This is a genomic window from Deltaproteobacteria bacterium (genome assembly GCA_019309045.1).
Lineage (GTDB): Bacteria > Desulfobacterota > Syntrophobacteria > BM002 > BM002 > JAFDGZ01.
The window spans coordinates 1-16,906 of sequence record JAFDGZ010000005.1 but is presented as its reverse complement, the minus strand read 5'-3'; the positions used below and the strand labels follow the sequence as shown (position 1 = coordinate 16,906).

18 protein-coding genes are annotated in these 16,906 nt (G+C 54.7%); all 18 read left to right on the top strand.

Annotated features, from left to right (window positions below; translation table 11 throughout):
- Positions 1 to 33: 33 nt before the first annotated feature.
- Complete coding sequence (locus tag JRI89_02065; protein MBW2070020.1) at positions 34 to 1,542, top strand: sigma 54-interacting transcriptional regulator; 1,509 nt, start codon at positions 34 to 36, stop codon at positions 1,540 to 1,542.
- Positions 1,543 to 1,726: 184 nt separating this feature from the next.
- On the top strand, positions 1,727 to 2,188 hold the full coding sequence (locus tag JRI89_02060) for an N-acetyltransferase (protein MBW2070019.1): 462 nt from the start codon (positions 1,727 to 1,729) through the stop codon (positions 2,186 to 2,188).
- 193 nt (positions 2,189 to 2,381) lie between these two features.
- On the top strand, positions 2,382 to 5,222 hold the full coding sequence (secA, locus tag JRI89_02055) for a preprotein translocase subunit SecA (GenBank protein MBW2070018.1): 2,841 nt from the start codon (positions 2,382 to 2,384) through the stop codon (positions 5,220 to 5,222).
- A 141-nt stretch (positions 5,223 to 5,363) separates the two neighbouring features.
- Complete coding sequence (gene argJ / locus JRI89_02050; GenBank protein ID MBW2070017.1) at positions 5,364 to 6,584, top strand: bifunctional glutamate N-acetyltransferase/amino-acid acetyltransferase ArgJ; 1,221 nt, start codon at positions 5,364 to 5,366, stop codon at positions 6,582 to 6,584.
- A 55-nt stretch (positions 6,585 to 6,639) separates the two neighbouring features.
- Positions 6,640 to 7,377, top strand: a complete 738-nt coding sequence (locus tag JRI89_02045; GenBank protein MBW2070016.1) for a WbqC family protein — start codon at positions 6,640 to 6,642, stop codon at positions 7,375 to 7,377.
- Between the two features lie 422 nt (positions 7,378 to 7,799).
- The gene (gene rpsB / locus JRI89_02040) at positions 7,800 to 8,603 is read left to right on the top strand and encodes a 30S ribosomal protein S2 (protein MBW2070015.1); all 804 of its coding nucleotides are present in this window, start codon (positions 7,800 to 7,802) and stop codon (positions 8,601 to 8,603) included.
- An 18-nt stretch (positions 8,604 to 8,621) separates the two neighbouring features.
- Positions 8,622 to 9,227, top strand: a complete 606-nt coding sequence (tsf, locus tag JRI89_02035; protein MBW2070014.1) for a translation elongation factor Ts — start codon at positions 8,622 to 8,624, stop codon at positions 9,225 to 9,227.
- Between the two features lie 45 nt (positions 9,228 to 9,272).
- Complete coding sequence (locus JRI89_02030; protein ID MBW2070013.1) at positions 9,273 to 10,001, top strand: UMP kinase; 729 nt, start codon at positions 9,273 to 9,275, stop codon at positions 9,999 to 10,001.
- Positions 9,994 to 10,551, top strand: a complete 558-nt coding sequence (frr, locus tag JRI89_02025; protein MBW2070012.1) for a ribosome recycling factor — start codon at positions 9,994 to 9,996, stop codon at positions 10,549 to 10,551. The genes JRI89_02030 and frr overlap by 8 nt, the downstream gene beginning before the upstream one ends.
- Positions 10,552 to 10,720: 169 nt before the next feature.
- Positions 10,721 to 11,461 carry an isoprenyl transferase gene (locus JRI89_02020; GenBank protein ID MBW2070011.1) on the top strand — a complete coding sequence of 247 codons (741 nt, stop codon included), beginning with the start codon at positions 10,721 to 10,723 and terminating at the stop codon, positions 11,459 to 11,461.
- Positions 11,462 to 12,436: a TRAP transporter substrate-binding protein gene (locus JRI89_02015; GenBank protein MBW2070010.1), complete on the top strand. Its 975-nt coding sequence runs from the start codon at positions 11,462 to 11,464 to the stop codon at positions 12,434 to 12,436.
- Between the two features lie 300 nt (positions 12,437 to 12,736).
- Positions 12,737 to 13,222: a TRAP transporter small permease gene (locus tag JRI89_02010; GenBank protein ID MBW2070009.1), complete on the top strand. Its 486-nt coding sequence runs from the start codon at positions 12,737 to 12,739 to the stop codon at positions 13,220 to 13,222.
- Positions 13,219 to 14,502 carry a TRAP transporter large permease gene (locus tag JRI89_02005; GenBank protein MBW2070008.1) on the top strand — a complete coding sequence of 428 codons (1,284 nt, stop codon included), beginning with the start codon at positions 13,219 to 13,221 and terminating at the stop codon, positions 14,500 to 14,502. Before JRI89_02010 ends, JRI89_02005 begins: the two co-directional genes overlap by 4 nt.
- A gap of 433 nt (positions 14,503 to 14,935) precedes the next feature.
- Positions 14,936 to 15,316, top strand: a complete 381-nt coding sequence (locus JRI89_02000; GenBank protein ID MBW2070007.1) for a hypothetical protein — start codon at positions 14,936 to 14,938, stop codon at positions 15,314 to 15,316.
- 96 nt (positions 15,317 to 15,412) lie between these two features.
- Positions 15,413 to 15,646, top strand: coding sequence for a helix-turn-helix transcriptional regulator (locus tag JRI89_01995; GenBank protein MBW2070006.1), 234 nt, complete (start codon positions 15,413 to 15,415; stop codon positions 15,644 to 15,646).
- Positions 15,643 to 15,870, top strand: a complete 228-nt coding sequence (locus JRI89_01990; GenBank protein MBW2070005.1) for a helix-turn-helix domain-containing protein — start codon at positions 15,643 to 15,645, stop codon at positions 15,868 to 15,870. The genes JRI89_01995 and JRI89_01990 overlap by 4 nt, the downstream gene beginning before the upstream one ends.
- A 113-nt stretch (positions 15,871 to 15,983) precedes the next feature.
- Positions 15,984 to 16,673 (top strand): DCL family protein, encoded by a 690-nt coding sequence (locus JRI89_01985; GenBank protein ID MBW2070004.1) that lies wholly within the window; start codon positions 15,984 to 15,986, stop codon positions 16,671 to 16,673.
- The coding region (locus JRI89_01980) for a hypothetical protein (protein ID MBW2070003.1) at positions 16,645 to 16,906 on the top strand (262 nt) is incomplete at its 3' end. The genes JRI89_01985 and JRI89_01980, both read left to right, overlap by 29 nt.

The following is a 16,906-nucleotide window of genomic DNA, read 5'->3' as shown; positions in this document are numbered from 1 at the left end:
ATACACAAGTCAAGGTCAAAGAGGGAAAACACCATGAAAGAACAGCCTGTTGATCCACGAATAAGTATACTGAAAGATATCTCTCCCCTGCTAACTTCAGTTCTGGATACAGAAAGTGTGTTGGAAATGATCATCGAATCGGTAACTCGCCTCATGGAAGCAAAGGCGAGTTCTCTGCTGCTGGTGGACAAGAACACCAACAAGCTCTACTTTCACGTGGCCACCGGCGCAGTAAAAGAAGAGGTCAAAACATTTGAAATAAAAATGGGGCAGGGTATTGCGGGCCATGTGGCCCTTACAGGGAAGCCTCTGCTCATCTCAGACGTGTCCAAAGACGAACGCTGGGACAAGACCATCAGTGAAGCCACTGGCTTCGAAACCAGATCTATTGCCTGTGTTCCCATCAAGAGCGGTGACGAGGTAATCGGCGTCATTGAGATCATTGACAGGGAAGATGGCCAGGCTATCAGGGAATCCGACATGGAAATCCTCAGCCACTTTTCTCAGCTGGCCTCGGTGGCCATTGAACGCGCCAAAGACTACCGCGACATTGTCAATGAAAATATCTCCCTGAAAAAAGAGCTGGAATCCCGCTACGAAATCATCGGCACCAGCAAGGCCATGGAAAAGGTCATTGCCGATGCCGTAAAAGTGGCAAACTCGAAGACCACCACTCTGATTACCGGAGAGAGCGGCACCGGCAAAGAATTGGTTGCCAGACTTATCCACAAGATCGGCCCCCGGCGCAAGAAAAGGTTGATGATGGTAAACTGTGCCGCTTTTACCGAGACCCTCCTGGAATCCGAACTTTTCGGCCATGAGAAAGGCGCCTTCACCGGCGCCATCGCCCGCAAGACTGGTGTGCTCGACGTTGCCGACGGCGGCACTCTCTTCCTGGACGAGGTTGCCGAGATGAGCCCTTCAATGCAGGTCAAACTCCTGCGCGTAATACAGGAAGGCACTTTCAGCCGGGTGGGCTCACCCACCCCGAGAAAGGTGGACATCAGGGTAATTGCCGCCACCAACAAGGACCTCTTCGAACAAGTGCAGAAGGGCAAGTTCCGTGAGGATCTCTATTACAGATTGAACGTTGTCCACATTCATATCCCGCCGCTCAGGGAGAGGAGAGAAGATATTCTGGTCCTGGCCCAATACTTCCTGGACAGATACAAACCCATCAGGGGAACCGCCAACTTGAAATTCGCCAGTGAAACCATGCAGGTGCTGGAAAATTATCACTGGCCTGGAAATGTGCGCGAACTGCAAAACGCCATCGAAAGAGCCGTTGTCATGGGCAACAACGAGGAGATTCAGCCGGAAGATCTTCCCTTCAGCGTGGTACCGGCGGCAGAAACGAGCGAAAGCCTTCTAGGTCTCTCTCTGAAGGAGGCCCTAGACTCCTGGAAGCGAGACTTTCTGCAAAAGAACCTGGATATGCACGGAGGCAGCGTCAAAGCGACAGCCAAAACTCTGGACATACAGCGAACATATCTCTCTCGACTCATCTCCAAATACGAGCTTGCCACCAAGAGGCGGCACTAGAAAGTCAGTTGCCCCGGCAGTGGGCCCATACGGCTGGGCCGCCGCTGATCTGTGTGAGTTCAACTGCTCTTTCTCCACTGCACCTGCGGCAGCACGCTTGCCTGGAATGTATCAAGGTTGACGGATGGCCGCGGCAGGCTATAATGTCCGCAATGATACGTCCTCTGTTTTTATAGGAAAAATTATGGCTGGCATAATCAGAAAGGCTCGCATTGGTGATGTGCGGGAAATTCAGAAAATGCTGACAGGCCCAGCAGAGAGCGGTGAGCTCTTGCCCCGCTCTCTCAGTGAGCTTTTTGACAATCTGCGGGATATTTTCGTCTACGTAGAGGACGGAGAACACCTTGTCGGCACCTGCAGCATGCACATCTGCTGGGAGGACCTGGCAGAGATTCGTTCCCTGGTGGTGCGCCAGAGCCATCGCGGCCGCGGCATCGGCAGGAAACTGGTGGAAGCCTGCATCTCTGAAGCCGTCACCCTCGGCCTGTTTCGTATTTTCGTGCTCACTTACCAGGTGGAATTTTTTCGAAAACAGGGGTTCCAGGTAGTAGACAAATCGACCCTGCCCCACAAGATTTGGGTAGACTGCTTGAAGTGTGTCAAGTTTCCGGAATGTGATGAGACTGCCATGCTTCTTGAATTGTAAGAGTTGCCCGTTTTCTCCTGGGAGGCTGTGCAAGGGCAGCTGACAACAGGATGAATCCTGGAGCGCAGGTTCTTGCTGTGCCGGGGCTGCAGATTTTTCTGGAACACTGCAATACCCTGACTGCAAAGGCAGCCCCTCGACCGCTCAGCAACTGCTTAACCCTGGCACGAGGTGAAACTGTATAATGTTTAATATGGCAAACCCCTTGAAGAAAATAATCGGCAGCAAGAATGAACGAGAACTCAAACGTCTGGCCCCTCTGGTGGATCAGGTGAATGCGCTGGAAGCCAAGATGCGGGCCCTGAGTGATGCAGAACTGGCCGCTTACACCCCCATGTTTCGTGAGAAGATCTCTCAGGGCGCCTCTCTGGACGATTTGCTGCCGGAAGCCTTTGCTGTTGTCAGAGAAGCATCCGTACGGACGCTCGGCATGCGGCCCTTTGATGTGCAGGTGCTGGGTGGCATCGTTCTGCATCAGGGCAAAATTGCTGAAATGAAAACGGGTGAAGGCAAGACCCTGGCCGCCACCATGCCGGTCTATCTCAACGCTCTCGCTGGCCACGGTGTGCATGTGGTGACAGTCAATGACTACCTGGCTCGTCGTGATGCCGAGTGGATGGGCGCCATTTACCGCTTTCTCGGTCTTTCTGTGGGGGTGATCCTGCATCACCTCGATGATCAACAGCGGCAGGAGGCTTATGCCGCAGACGTGACCTATGGAACAAACAATGAATTCGGCTTCGACTATCTGCGGGACAACATGAAGTTCAGCCTGTCCGGCTGTGTGCAGCGGGAGCTCTTCTACGCCATCGTCGACGAGGTGGACAGCATCCTCATCGACGAGGCCCGTACGCCCTTGATTATCTCAGGACCGGTAGACTACTCCATCAAAGATTACGAGAAACTTCGCGCTCCAGTGGCAAGCCTCTTCCAACGCCAGCAGAAACTGGCCGCCAAGCTGATCCGTGAGGCCAAACACCTGTTGCAAGAGGGAAAAGAATATGAGGCGGGCGAGCTGCTGCTTCGGGCCTATCGGGCAGCCCCCAAGCACCCGCAAGTTATGGAAATGCTTGAAAATGGAACGGTGAGAAAACTCCTGAAGAATGTGGAGCAGGACTATTCCCTGGCCAAGCGACTGCCAGAGGTTGACGAATCTCTCTATTACGTGGTGGAGGAGAAGGAGCGCAACTGTTTTCCCACAGAGCTGGGCAAGGACATCATCGCCAAAAACGATCCTAACTTTTTTGTTCTGCCTGAGCTGGAAGTGGAGCTGGAAAGGATCGCCGAGGATTCCTCCCTGTCGCCTGAAGAAAAAGCGGCAAAACAGAACCGCATCCGCAGTGAATATGAACAGAAGCTGACCCGCAACCATGTCATCAATCAACTTCTCAAGGCCTTTGCCCTTTTCACCAAGGATGTGGACTATGTGGTCAAAGATGGCCAGATAGTAATCGTCGATGAATTCACCGGCCGCCTCATGCCCGGCCGGCGCTACAGCGACGGTCTGCATCAGGCTCTGGAAGCCAAAGAAGGCGTCAAGGTAGCCCAGGAAAACCAGACTCTAGCCACCATCACCTTTCAGAACTATTTCCGCATGTACGAGAAGCTTGCCGGCATGACCGGCACCGCTGACACCGAGGCTTCTGAGTTCGCCCAGATATATGACCTCGATGTGGTGGTCATTCCCACCAACAAGACCATGATCAGGACTGATTATCCTGACGTTATCTACAAGACCGAACGAGAGAAGTTCAAGGCGGTTGTCCGGGAAATAAAGGAACTGGCCCGCATCGGCAGGCCGGTTCTGGTGGGCACTGTGTCCATTGAAAAGTCCGAGCGGTTGAGCAAAATGCTCTCCAGAGAAGGCATCAAACACGCGGTGCTCAACGCCAAGAATCACGAAAAGGAAGCAGAGATCGTGGCCAGAGCGGGCCAGAAGAACTCGGTTACCATCTCCACCAACATGGCCGGCCGCGGTACAGATATCGTGCTCGGCCCCGGAGTGGTAGAGATGGGCGGTCTGCATATCATTGGCACAGAACGACACGAAGCCCGCCGCATAGACAACCAGCTCCGCGGCCGCGCCGGCAGACAGGGCGATCCAGGCTCCTCCAGATTCTATCTGTCCCTTGAGGACGATCTCATGAGAATCTTCGCTGCTGAACGCATTGCTGGCCTCATGGATCGGGTGGGCATGGAGGAAGACCAGCCTATAGAACACGGGCTCATATCCAAGGCCATAGAAAATGCCCAGAAAAAGGTGGAAGGCCAAAACTTCAACATCAGAAAACAGCTGCTCGAATATGATGACGTCATGAACCAGCAGCGCGAGATCATTTACCAGCAAAGACGGCAGGCCCTGGAGGAGGAAAATCTCAAGCCGGTCATAATGGACATGATTGAAGATATCATCAGCGAGCTGGTGGAAAACTACGCCAGGGAAGACCTGCCACCCGACGAGTGGGATCTGCGGGGTCTGGAAGAGGCCTTTTTCAGTCAATTCTCTCTGCGGGTCGACCTGCGGCAGGCTGACGAGGAAGGCCTTACTCAGCAGGGACTGCTGGAGTTTCTCCTGGACAAGGCGCGCACAGGCTACGACCAGAAGGAGCAGCAGTGGGGCGCGGAAATCATGCGCGACATGGAAAGGGTGGTGACCCTGCAGACTGTTGACCACCACTGGCGTGAGCACCTGCTGGCCATGGACCACCTGAAGGAGGGCATAGGGTTGCGGGGCTATGCTCAGCAGAACCCTCTCATTGAATACAAACGTGAGGGCCTGGCCATCTTTCAAGAAATGATTGAACAGATAAAGCGGGAAACCATCCGCGTCCTCTTCAGGATTCAGGTGGCCACCAGGGAAGAAAGGGAGGAGTTGGAGGCGGCCCAGCAGCAGCAGCCGCTGTTCCTCAGCCACGGAGACTCAGCGGCCGCCGCCAAGCAGCAGCCAGCCACCAGGAAAAAGGCCAAGATTGGCCGCAATCAGCCGTGCCCCTGTGGCAGCGGCAAGAAGTACAAGAAATGCTGCGGCCGTTAGCTGCCGGCAGAACCAGAAAAAAGAAAAGAGCTCCAGTTCACGGCCTGTACTGTCTTGCCCACAGAGAAACAATAAGCTGTCTGCAGGGTGCCGCCAGCTAACCGGGCATCCAGATGCCATTCTTTCGGAGAGCCGACCATGATGGATCGCTTTGTTGACCTGCTCGACCCTGCCGACCACACAGTGCCAGGCTTTGTTGCTGGTGCGGCAGCCTCAGGAATCCGTTATCAGGGGCGTCCTGATCTCACTCTTCTATTGAGTGAGGTGCCGGCTGTAGCTGCTGGCGTCTTCACCAGCAACCGGGTCAAGGCAGCGCCGGTAGTCCTCAGCAGCGAACATCTGCAGCGCGGCGCTTGCCGGGCTATAGTGGCCAACAGCGGCATTGCCAACGCCTGCACCGGAGAGGAAGGCTTACAGCGGGCCCGCACCGTAGCCCGGGCCAGCGCCGAGGCCATAGGCTGCCAGGCGGAGGAAGTTCTGCTGGCCTCCACAGGAGTAATAGGCGCTCAGCTCCCACTGACACCCATTCTTCAGGCCCTTCCCGGACTGGTGGCGGACTGCCGGCCAGACGGCTGGCACGATGCTGCTGCTGCCATTATGACCACCGACACAGCAGAGAAGCTCCACTGCCTGCGGGGAAACCTGGGCGGCACTTCCTTCAACCTTCTGGGAATAGCCAAAGGCGCCGGCATGATCGCTCCCCAGATGGCCACTATGCTTGCTTTTGTGGCGACCGATGCGGCAGTGGCGCCAGAGGCCTTGCAAACGATGCTCTCTGCGGAAACTCGCCGCTCCTTCAACCGCATCACTATTGATGGAGATATGAGCACCAATGACACCGTGCTGGTCCTGGCCAATGGTCTGGCCAGCAACCGCACCATCCACAGGGCCGACTCGGATGACGGCCGGATATTCCAGGAGGCCCTCGGCCATACCCTGGCCATCCTGGCGAGAAAAATCCTGCGCGATGCCGAAGGCGGTACAAAGTGCGTGGAAATCAAGCTGACCAGTGCTGCCACCCGGGAACAGGCCCTGAGGGGCGCGCGCACCGTGGCCGAATCGCTGCTGGTCAAGACAGCCCTCTTCGGCCAGGACCCGAACTGGGGTCGCATAATGGCGGCCCTGGGTCGGGCGGCAATCGACTTTGTCCCCGAACGAGTCACGCTCCACTTTGATGCTGTCAAAGTGGTGGAGAACGGCGTTCTGGTGAGCGAGGAGCAAGAAAAGGCTGCTGCCGAGGTCATGCAGCGAGCAGAGTATTTGATTACTATCGACCTCCAGCAAGGAGAGGCCCGGGAGTCTGTCTTTACCTGTGACCTCAGTTTAGATTATGTCAGAATCAACGCTGACTACAGGAGCTGAATGACAGCGCCCTGCCCACTGCTCCCCCAGAAGGGACACTGCTGGAGAAGCAGGGGTGCCAGCAGCCCGTACCCCGGAGTGCCGACTCATGATGGTTGCCTGCCACCAGCCCAACTTCCTGCCCTGGCCCGGCCTGTTCTTCAAGGCAATGCAGGCGGATCTCCTCGTCTTGCTCGATGATGTGCAATTTCCCCTGGGAGGCAGCTGGGTCAATAGAAACAGGTTAAAGAATGATCAGGGGGAACTGTGGCTCACTGTACCGGTGTGGAAGCGAGGCCGCGGCCTGCAGCGCATCAACGAGGTGGAAGTCTGTGAAGACTTCGACTGGCGGCGCAAACATCTGCTGAGCCTGGAGCACGCCTACAAGAATGCCCCATTCTGGCGAGAACACCGCGATTTTCTCATGGAGATCTATCAGCAGAGGTGGCAGCATCTCGTGGAGCTGAACCTGCAGATCCTGGAGTATTTCAGACTCTGCCTGGGCATCAGTCGTCCCTTCTTGAAGAGCTCCAGATTTGCCCTGGCAGGCAAAGGCTCCGAGCGCCTGGCCTCTTTGTGCCAGATGCTGGCCGCCGACTCCTATCTGACCGTGAGCTCCTCTAGAAAACATCTTGACGAGGCCGTGTTTGCCCGCCACGGCATAAAGGTTGTCTACTATACGTATACTGCCCCGGTGTATCCGCAGCTGTGGGGCGACTTTCGCGCCAATCTGTCTCTTCTGGACCTCCTGCTCAATTGTGGACCCAAGAGCGCTGAGATTACTGCAGGAGTCGGCCGCATCTTGCCCTGTTGAGCCGGACCGCTTGCAGCAGGCAAACAGTCAGCCGCTGCCTCATGCATCCTGGTCTCCTTCCACCCTTCTGCTTGTCAAAGTGCGCCCCTGCTCTGTGTCGGCCGGCAGCAAAGTTCTGTGAAGCGCTCTGGCTTCATTGAGAGCATTTTTGCCAGGATTCGGGTGTGATGGATGACACTTGCTGCCTCTCACAAGCAGCAGCCACTGTCGAATCCAGGACATCCTGTAATCTCCGGCAACACTGCAGCAAACAGTTCTCTTAGCTTTTATACTTGAAACTTGTCCATAACTGTGATAGGTGATGTTGATTTGTGCGGAGGTATGCCAGCATACCCCACAACCACACACCCCCATCGCCTTTGGTGCCCCGGATGAACCGGGATATGAGGTGGGGAGGCGGAATTAACCAGAGGGAGGATATTATGTCGCCAGTTACTATGAAACAGTTGCTTGAATCAGGTGTTCACTTCGGTCACCAGACCCGGCGCTGGAACCCGAAGATGAAGCCGTACATCTTTGGAGCGCGAAACGGTATTTATATTATCGATTTGCAGAAAACCGTCCGGCTTTTCAAGGTTGCCTATCAGTTTATTGTCGACACTGTGGCTGCCGGAGAATCCGTGCTGTTCGTGGGAACCAAGAAGCAGGCAGTAGACTCCATCGTGGAAGAGAGTGAGCGTTGCGGCATGTACCGCGTCACCCACCGCTGGTTGGGGGGAATGCTCACCAATTTTCAAACGATAAAGAAGAGCATCGATCGACTCAAAGAACTGCAGGCAATGAAACAGGATGGCACCATCAACAAATTTCCCAAGAAAGAAATCCTTCGCATGGAGCGGGAGATGATGAAACTGGATAGAAATCTTGGCGGCATTGCTGACATGGAAAGGCTGCCTGGGGCCTTGTTTATCATAGACCCGCGCCGGGAAAATATTGCCGTAGCCGAGGCCAACAAACTCAAAATTCCCATTGTCGCTCTGGTGGACAGCAATTGCGACCCGGACCCCATAGATTATGTCATCCCCGGCAATGACGACGCCATTCGCTCCATCCGCCTGTTCTCTTCAAAAATCGCTGACGCCTGCCTGGAGGGCAAGCAGAAAAGGGAAGAACGACTGCAGGCTGAACTCGACAAGCAGGCAGTGGAAGAGCAGGCTGGAGTCATAGGCAGCATTGCTGCCGAAGAGGGCGGGCCCGAAATCGAAATTGTCAATGTTGCAGAGTAGTTCTCAGGGAGGTGTAAGTTGCAGATCACTTCAGCAATGGTGAAAGAGCTTCGTGAAAAAACAAATGCCGGCATCATGGATTGCAAGTCGGCGCTTCAGGAAACTGATGGTGACCTGGAAAAGGCCGTCGATTTTCTCCGCCAGAAAGGCCTGGCAGTTGCCCGCAAACGAGCTGGCAGAGTAGCCAGCGAGGGCCAGATTCACGCCTATATCCATGCCGGCGGCAAAATTGGCGTTCTGGTAGAAGTTAATTGTGAAACAGATTTCACTGCCAAGAGTGAACCCTTTGGAGAATTTGTCAAGAATCTGGCCATGCACATCACAGCCACCAATCCCCTGGCCATCCAGCGTGAAGATCTCGACCAGGCAGTTGTGGATCGTGAGCGAGAGATCTATCGAGCCCAGGCACTGGAGTCAGGCAAACCCGAGCACATAGTGGACAGGATAGTCGAAGGTAAACTGGCAAAATTCTATCGGGACGTGTGCCTCATGGAGCAGGCCTATGTCAGGGATACAGACCTGACCATTGCCGATCTCCTCAATGAACTGCGGGCCCAGACGGGTGAGAATATAGTGGTACGTCGTTTTGTTCGCTACCAACTGGGAGAAGACCAGCAAGGCTGAAAAGTTTCTGGCTGCACCGTCCAGAACAGGTGAGATCTACCGATCATGGCCGGAGTAAAATACCGCCGAATTCTTCTCAAGATCAGTGGTGAAGCGCTTATGGGAGATGCTTCCTACGGAATCAGTCCGGAAGTCATTTCCACTGTGGCCAGAGAAATTGTCGAAGTCGGGGATCTCGGCGTCCAGGTGGCCATGGTCATTGGCGGTGGCAACATCTTCAGAGGTGTTGCTGCTGCTGCCTACGGCATGGACCGGGCCCTGGCAGACAACATGGGCATGCTGGCCACTGTTATGAACGCTCTGGCCCTGCAGGACGCCCTGGAAAGACTGGGGGCCCAGACGAGGGTCCAGTCCGCTATCTCCATGATACAGGTGGCCGAGCCCTATATCCGCCGCCGGGCCATTCGGCACCTCGAGAAGGGCCGTGTGGTGATCTTCGCTGCCGGCACTGGCAACCCGTATTTCACAACTGACACAGCGGCTGCGCTCCGCGCCATGGAAATTCATGCTGAGGTAATTCTCAAAGCCACCAAAGTCGACGGGGTCTACCCGGCCGATCCCACCACCCACGCTGGTGTGAAGAAATACGACCGGCTCACTTACCTGGAGGTCCTGCAAAAACAGCTGAAGGTTATGGATGCCACTGCTGTCTCTCTGGCCATGGACAATGCCATGCCCATTATTGTCTTCAATCTCACCACAGCGAGCAACATCAAGAGAGCGGTATGCGGCGAACCCGTGGGCACTCTAGTGGAGGGGAAAAGTCATGGTTGATGAAGTCTTTGCAGAAACCAGAGAACGAATGACCAAGAGCATCGAGGCCCTCAAGCGCGAGTACAGCAGACTGCGCACTGGACGCGCCTCCACCTCTTTGCTGGACAATATCCGGGTTTCCTATTACGGCACACTCACACCCCTGGTGCAGATGGCTTCCCTGTCTGTGCCTGAACCGCGGCTTATCGTCATTCAACCCTGGGACAAGACAGTCATTGGCGATATCGAAAAGGCCATCCTCAAGTCCGAGCTGGGACTGACACCCATGAACGACGGCAAAGTCATCAGGATTGCCATCCCTCCCCTCACGGAGGAGCGCCGCAAAGAGCTGGTCAGAATCGCCAGGAAAATGGCCGAGGAAAGCAAGGTTGCCGTGCGCAACATCCGCCGGGACGCCAACGAGATGCTCAAGGAGCTCAAAAACGAAAAAGAAATATCCGAGGATGATCTCTTCCGCTCCCAGGACGAGATTCAAAAGATTACTGATCAGTTCATCTCGGAAATCGACGATATATGTGCTGCCAAAGAGAAGGAGATCCTGGAGATCTGAATGCCGCCATGGGCGGCGGTTGCGACTATGCCGCCTGTTGAGATTGCGGCCTGCACCGCAGACAGTCGTGTCTCTTGTGGCTGTATCGAGCCTTTCCCACACTTTTGAGGAACAAAACCTCTCTTTTGTGCTATCATTTTTATTGCGGCAGGTTCCTTGATTCTTTCAAATGAAAACATCCACGCTAGAAAAACTCCCCCAGCATCTGGCCATCATTATGGACGGCAATGGCCGCTGGGCCAAACAACGCAACTTGACTCGCATAGAGGGCCACCGCCAGGGGGCGGAATCAGTGCGTCTCATTGTGCGTGCCTGCCGCAAGATAGGCATCCCGGTGCTCACTCTCTATGCCTTTTCCAAGGAAAACTGGCAGCGCCCGAGCCTGGAGGTTCAGGCGCTCTGGCAGCTGTTGCGCGACTACCTGAAATCAGAATTGTCTGAAATGCTCGAAAATGGCATCCGTCTCAACACCCTGGGCAACATAGAAGACCTGCCGGGCAGAGTGAAGCGACTCCTGCGAGACACCATGCAAAAGACTGCAGCCAACAAAGATATGATACTCAACCTGGCCCTCAGCTACAGTGGTCGGGACGAAATTGTCAGAGCAGCCCGCCGCCTGGCAACACTCTGCAGTTCTGGACAGCTCACAGCCGCAGATATAAGAGAAGAGACTCTTTCCTCGTTTCTCGACACGGGCGGCATGCCGGACCCTGATCTGCTCATCCGCACAAGCGGGGAATATCGCCTCAGCAACTTCATGCTCTGGCAGCTGGCCTACACAGAAATTTATATCACGCCAGTGTACTGGCCCGACTTTCGCGAAGAGCAACTAATGGAGGCGCTCTTCGACTTTCAACAGCGAGAGCGCCGTTTTGGCAAAACCAGTGAGCAGCTTGGAAAGGAGGCGTAAATGAAAAAGATCGCCGCAGTGGGGTTGACCATCTGTTGTGTACTCTTGTGGGGACCCACAGCAGAGGCAGCCACCCAGGCACTGAGACTTGCTCATGCCGTGAGCGTTACCGCTCCGTATCATCTCGGTGCCGAACAATTTGTCAAGTTGGTGGAACAGCAAACTGACAACCGCTTCAACATCCGCATTTTTCCCAATAAGCAATTGGGAAGCGAGCGGTCGCTGGTGGAACAATTACAGATAGGCAGCATTGACCTGGTGGTCACCTCCACGGGTCCCCTGGGAGGTTTCGTTCCCAAAATGTCAGTGGTTGATCTGCCATTTCTCTTCCGCAACACCACGCATGTGGACCACGTTCTCGAGGGCCCAATAGGACGTTCCCTGCTGGCGGAACTGGAAAAAGCCGGCATCAAGGGACTGGCCTTCTGGGAAAACGGCTTCAGAAATCTCACCAATAACCGGCGGCCCATATTGAAGCCTGCAGACTGCCGGGGTCTCGTTATTCGCACTATGGAAAACGAGGTACACCTGGATTCTTTCCGCCTCCTGGGAGCAAACCCCACACCCATGGCCTGGGGAGAGGCGCTCACCGCGCTCAAACAGGGTACCATCGACGGCCAGGAGAATCCCATCAATATTATCTATTCCCACGGACTGTACGACTTCCAGAAGTACCTGGCTCTCACGGCCCACTTCTATTCCCCTGCCCTGTTGCTCATGAATCTCAAAAAGTACCAGAGCCTCTCTCCAGAGGATCGCCAGGCCTTCCTGAGCGCTGCCGCAGCAGCCGGCAAGATGGAAAAGGCCTACATCAGGAAGAATGAGGCTGAAACACTGGTCAAATTGCAGTCCCTGGGCATGCAGGTAACCAGGCCAGATCGCACTCTTTTCCGCCGTGCCATGGAGCCCGTATACCGGAAATATGAACCTCGCTTCGGGAAAACTCTCATCCAGGAGATTCAGGACACTCCCTAGTCCCTCTTGCTGACCGGCTGCATGCTGTTGTCAGCAGGCGCCTTATGCGGACTGTAAGAGACCGTTCCCGGATTTCTCTGACAGGCTCGTCCCTGCAGTGGAAGCTCTGCCCAAGAGGTGCGATCTGAGCCTTGCCTTGCCCGGATATTTCATGAACCACCTGCTGGTGCAATCGCAACCCTGGCAGCCTGCTCCTGGTCAGAGAGACTATTTTCAAGCTCTTGTCAGGCCGGTTCATGAAATATCTGGCTGCGGCTTCATGCAGCAGGTGCGAGTCTTCTTCAGCAGAAAGGTGGTGCCGTGCTTACTCTTGTCAGCAACTTCTTGAATCGAATATCACAGGGGGTCTGCTGTTTGCTTCTCCTGGTCATGACCATGGTTGTGCTGGCCCAGGTCTTTTGCCGCTACGTGATTTCTGCTTCCCTTCCCTGGTCCGAGGAGCTTGCCCGCTACCTCATGGTATGGCTCACCTTCCTCGGTGCTGGCATTGCACTCAAGAAGGGCAGCCACATGGGACTCGACATCCTGCAGCCGCTCCTGCCGGCCAGGGCTCAGTCACTGCTTCGCCAGACGTGCCTTTTTCCTGTTGCTGTTTTTCTGATCATTTTCACGGTAAAGGGGGCGCAGCTGGCTCTTTTCAATCTGGGGCAGCACTCTCCGGCCATGGGCGTCTCCATGGGCCTGGTCTATCTTGCCCTGCCCAGCGGCGGCCTCATTATGCTGGTCCACACTGCAGCCCGGCTGGCCTCTTCTCGGGGCACTCTGGATACAAGGAGCAGTGAGTGACTTTGATAGGCCTCAGCTTCATCTTGCTGCTAATACTCGGGGCTCCGATTGCCTTCTGCATCGGCATCAGCTCCCTGATCGGCCTGCTGTCCCTCGAGCACACGCCCCTTCTTCTCTTGCCTCACATGATGTTTCAGGGAGTGGATTCCTTTGCTCTGCTCGCCGTTCCCTTTTTTGTCTTTGCCGGCACCCTGATGAATGCCGGCGGCATCACCCGGCGTCTGGTGTCCTTTGCCCAGGTGCTCGTTGGCCATATCCGCGGCGGCCTGGCCCTGGTCAATGTGGTGGCCAGCATGTTCTTTGCGGGAATTACCGGGGCAGCCGTGGCGGATACCGCTGCCATCGGCTCGGTCCTCATCCCAGCCATGAATGAAGAGGGCTACGATCTGGACTATTCCGCCGCCATTACTGCCGCCTCATCCACGCTGGGGCCAATCATTCCTCCAAGCATCCCCATGATCATCTACGGGGTTTCCGCCGAACAGTCCATAGCTGCCCTGTTTCTGGCAGGCATTATCCCCGGGCTCCTGGTGGGAGCCGCCCTCATGGCAGTGGCGCTCTACGGCGGCAGTCGCAAAAAGCAGCTGCCGGACCACTGCGCCGCAGAACGCCGCAAGGGGTTCGGCCGCGGTTTTAAAGATGCGCTCCTGGCCCTGTTCATGCCGGCAATAATTCTGGGGGGCATTCTGGGGGGCATCTTCACCCCCACCGAGGCTGCTGCAGTATCTGTCCTGTATGCCTTTGTCATCGGCCGTTTTGTCTACCGGGAACTCACCCTGAAGCAATTGCCCGCATTGATGCTGGAAAGCGTGGTGGTCACGGCGGTGATTATGTTCATCATTGCCAACGCAGCCATATTTGGCTGGCTCATGGCCGCCCTGGAAATGCCTCAGAAGCTGGTGACTGCTTTGACAGGCGTGTTCAGCAGCCGCTGGGCCATTCTCTTGATGTTGAACCTGTTCCTGCTCTTTGTGGGCACCTTTATGGAGACCACTGCCTCTCTCATTATACTCACGCCCGTGCTCTTGCCCCTTGCCAGCAGGATAGGGGTGGATCCCATCCATTTCGGCGCCATTATGGTGCTCAATCTGGTCATAGGATTGACCACCCCGCCCCTGGGGGTCTGTCTATTTATCAGCAGCGGCATCGCCGGTATCTCTCTGGAGCGCATCAGCAGGGCCATTGTCCCTTTTGTGCTGGCCGCTATCGCCGTGCTTCTTCTCGTCACCTATATCCCCGCCCTGTCTGTGTGGATACCCCACCTCTACCTGCAGCGTTGACCCCCTGCTTCTTCAACAACTGCAGAACTGCACTGTGAGGGGCTGCAGGTTGCCGGCCGCACTTGACCTCAAGAGTCCAAGGTGCAGATGGCCTGCAGGGCGGAGCATTTTACCCCGGCCATTCAGCCGCCTAACCGCGGGCATACCCTCATGGCCTGTCTTTGCCGGGTATTCTCCGCGCAATCACCCTTGATGTCTTTGCTGTTTCATATTGTCAAAGAAAACAGTGGCATGTAATTATTTTAATGACTTAGTGCAAAGCAGCATTGACATACTGAGAACAATTTGCCTACATTTTGCACCTGATCTGCACCCGTTTTAACTCGAAATCTGCACCCCTGGGGTCTAGGGATGGATCCCCCGAAAAGCTGGATTTCCTGGCCAGCCGGACCCCAGGCTTTCTTCTCCAGGGACTGCTACCAGGAGGCAGTCAATGTCGACGAAGAACACCACCGAAACCGTCACAGAGATCACCATCAAGAGTACCGTCAAAAATGGCGACGTGCAGCTCAAGAAACAGATCCGCAAAGTGCTGCCGGAGAACGAAGCCGACTCGGTTGTCGAACGCATTATCGAAGAAGTGCAACAGAAACAGTACGCCAGCTGCTGGCGCGAGTGGTTCATTGCCCAGGGCTATCGGCCATGCGCGAATTTGCGCTGCACAAATATTCTGCCCAGGGATGCCAGTCCGCGCAGGCTGTATTGCAGCGAACGCTGCAGGCAGGCAGCAAAATCCCAGAGATGGCGGCAACGTCACCCTGAAGCAAAGATGCTGGCAGACAAGAAATATCTTAACGATATCTTAGACGGGTAAGCGGTTATCTAGAACACCCTTACAGAGACTTAATAATTTTTCTACAAGGAGGCTGTGTGAATACAGCCTCTTTTTTTATTTTAACGGGAGAATGAAATGAGCACCGTGGCAATGCAGGAGACTATCCCAAGAAGGCGGCGCCTCAGCCTGAAGGCGCAGATCTACAGTGCCGGATACGCAAGCCTGCGCGAATTTGCAGAACGTCTAGGTATCCACCCTGGTTATCTCTCGCAGATCTTAGGGGGCATTGTTTCGCCTGGCCCAGCGATGCAACGACGTCTGGCAGAAGCGCTGGGTCTCACCATAAAGGAACTGGGAACGCTGCTATGAGCTGCCAGTGGCCGGCTTGGATGAAGCCCTCGACTGGGGCTGCCTACTGCGATTGTGGCCTTCGCACTTTTCGCAAACTCTTGCGCAGCGGGGAGATCCCCGTAGCCCGGCTGCCGAACGGGCGCATGCTTGTCCGGCGCCGAGACTTGGACCAGTGGCTAGCAAGCCTGCAGGACCAGCAGGCTACTGAGGTCGCAGAGAAATTGGCGGAGGAAATGAAGTGAGAAACTTACGCAGCATCATAAAAAGGCTCCTCATCACTGCGTACGGGTGGGGCCTTATCCCACGTAGCTTGGTCGAATTGGGTTTCAAAATTTTCGGGTTAAGGGGGGCATGAATGGAATACCGGATAGGTCGCCAAACTTTTAAAAACAAGAAAGAAATCATTGATTTTACTAGCAACCTTCTCCATTCACATAAAATTGGCGAGTATCTATCACCTGAGCATTCTGATTTTTTGCTGGATCTCATTAAAACAGGCCATAGGTGGGCATCTCAAAAGATCGGTCCGGGAATAAAAGCATTCAGAGTCTCAGAAAATCCTGTTTTTCATAAAAAATGCTTCATGATCGAAAGGATCGATGGCTCAGAAACAGATTTCAGTTTCTATAAGTGTGTGTACCAACCCAAAGACTGGCACTACCGGGATTACCTTGACGCCTGCCGAGCAACCGTAGCTCAACAAATTATCGACTTCAAACGAGAATTTTTCCGAACAAACCAAGACCCAGTATGTGAGGTTGCCGGGACTCCTCTAACCCCCCGAAATTCACACGTGGATCATTTTCCTGTTAGGTTTATAGATACCGTCGCCAACTGGGAATTAAGCAGAGGTATAGTCCCAAGTGAGGTAGAGATAGGCGGCTATGCCGATGCTGAAACCAGGAAATATTTCCTCGATCAAACCATTGCAGACGATTGGGCAGCGTACCACCTGGAATATGCAACACTCAGGGTGGTTCTGGCAGAAGTTAACCTGAAAGGCATGGGCAGAACAGGTGAAGAAGAACATCGAATCCCATTTTAAGGGCAACTACCTCACTTTTTACGAAAAATACCTGCCAAGAGTAAAGCCTGCTGGCGGCCAGGAATACAAAGCCGTTTGCCCGTTCCATGCCGAAAAAAACGCCTCTTTCAATTTCAACAGTGCGAAAGGAATCTATTTCTGCCAGGGCTGCGGCAAAAAGGGAGATATTTTTCACTTCTACGCCAAGCTCCACGGGCTCCAGACAAAGCGCGATTTCGGCAAGATCCTCAAAG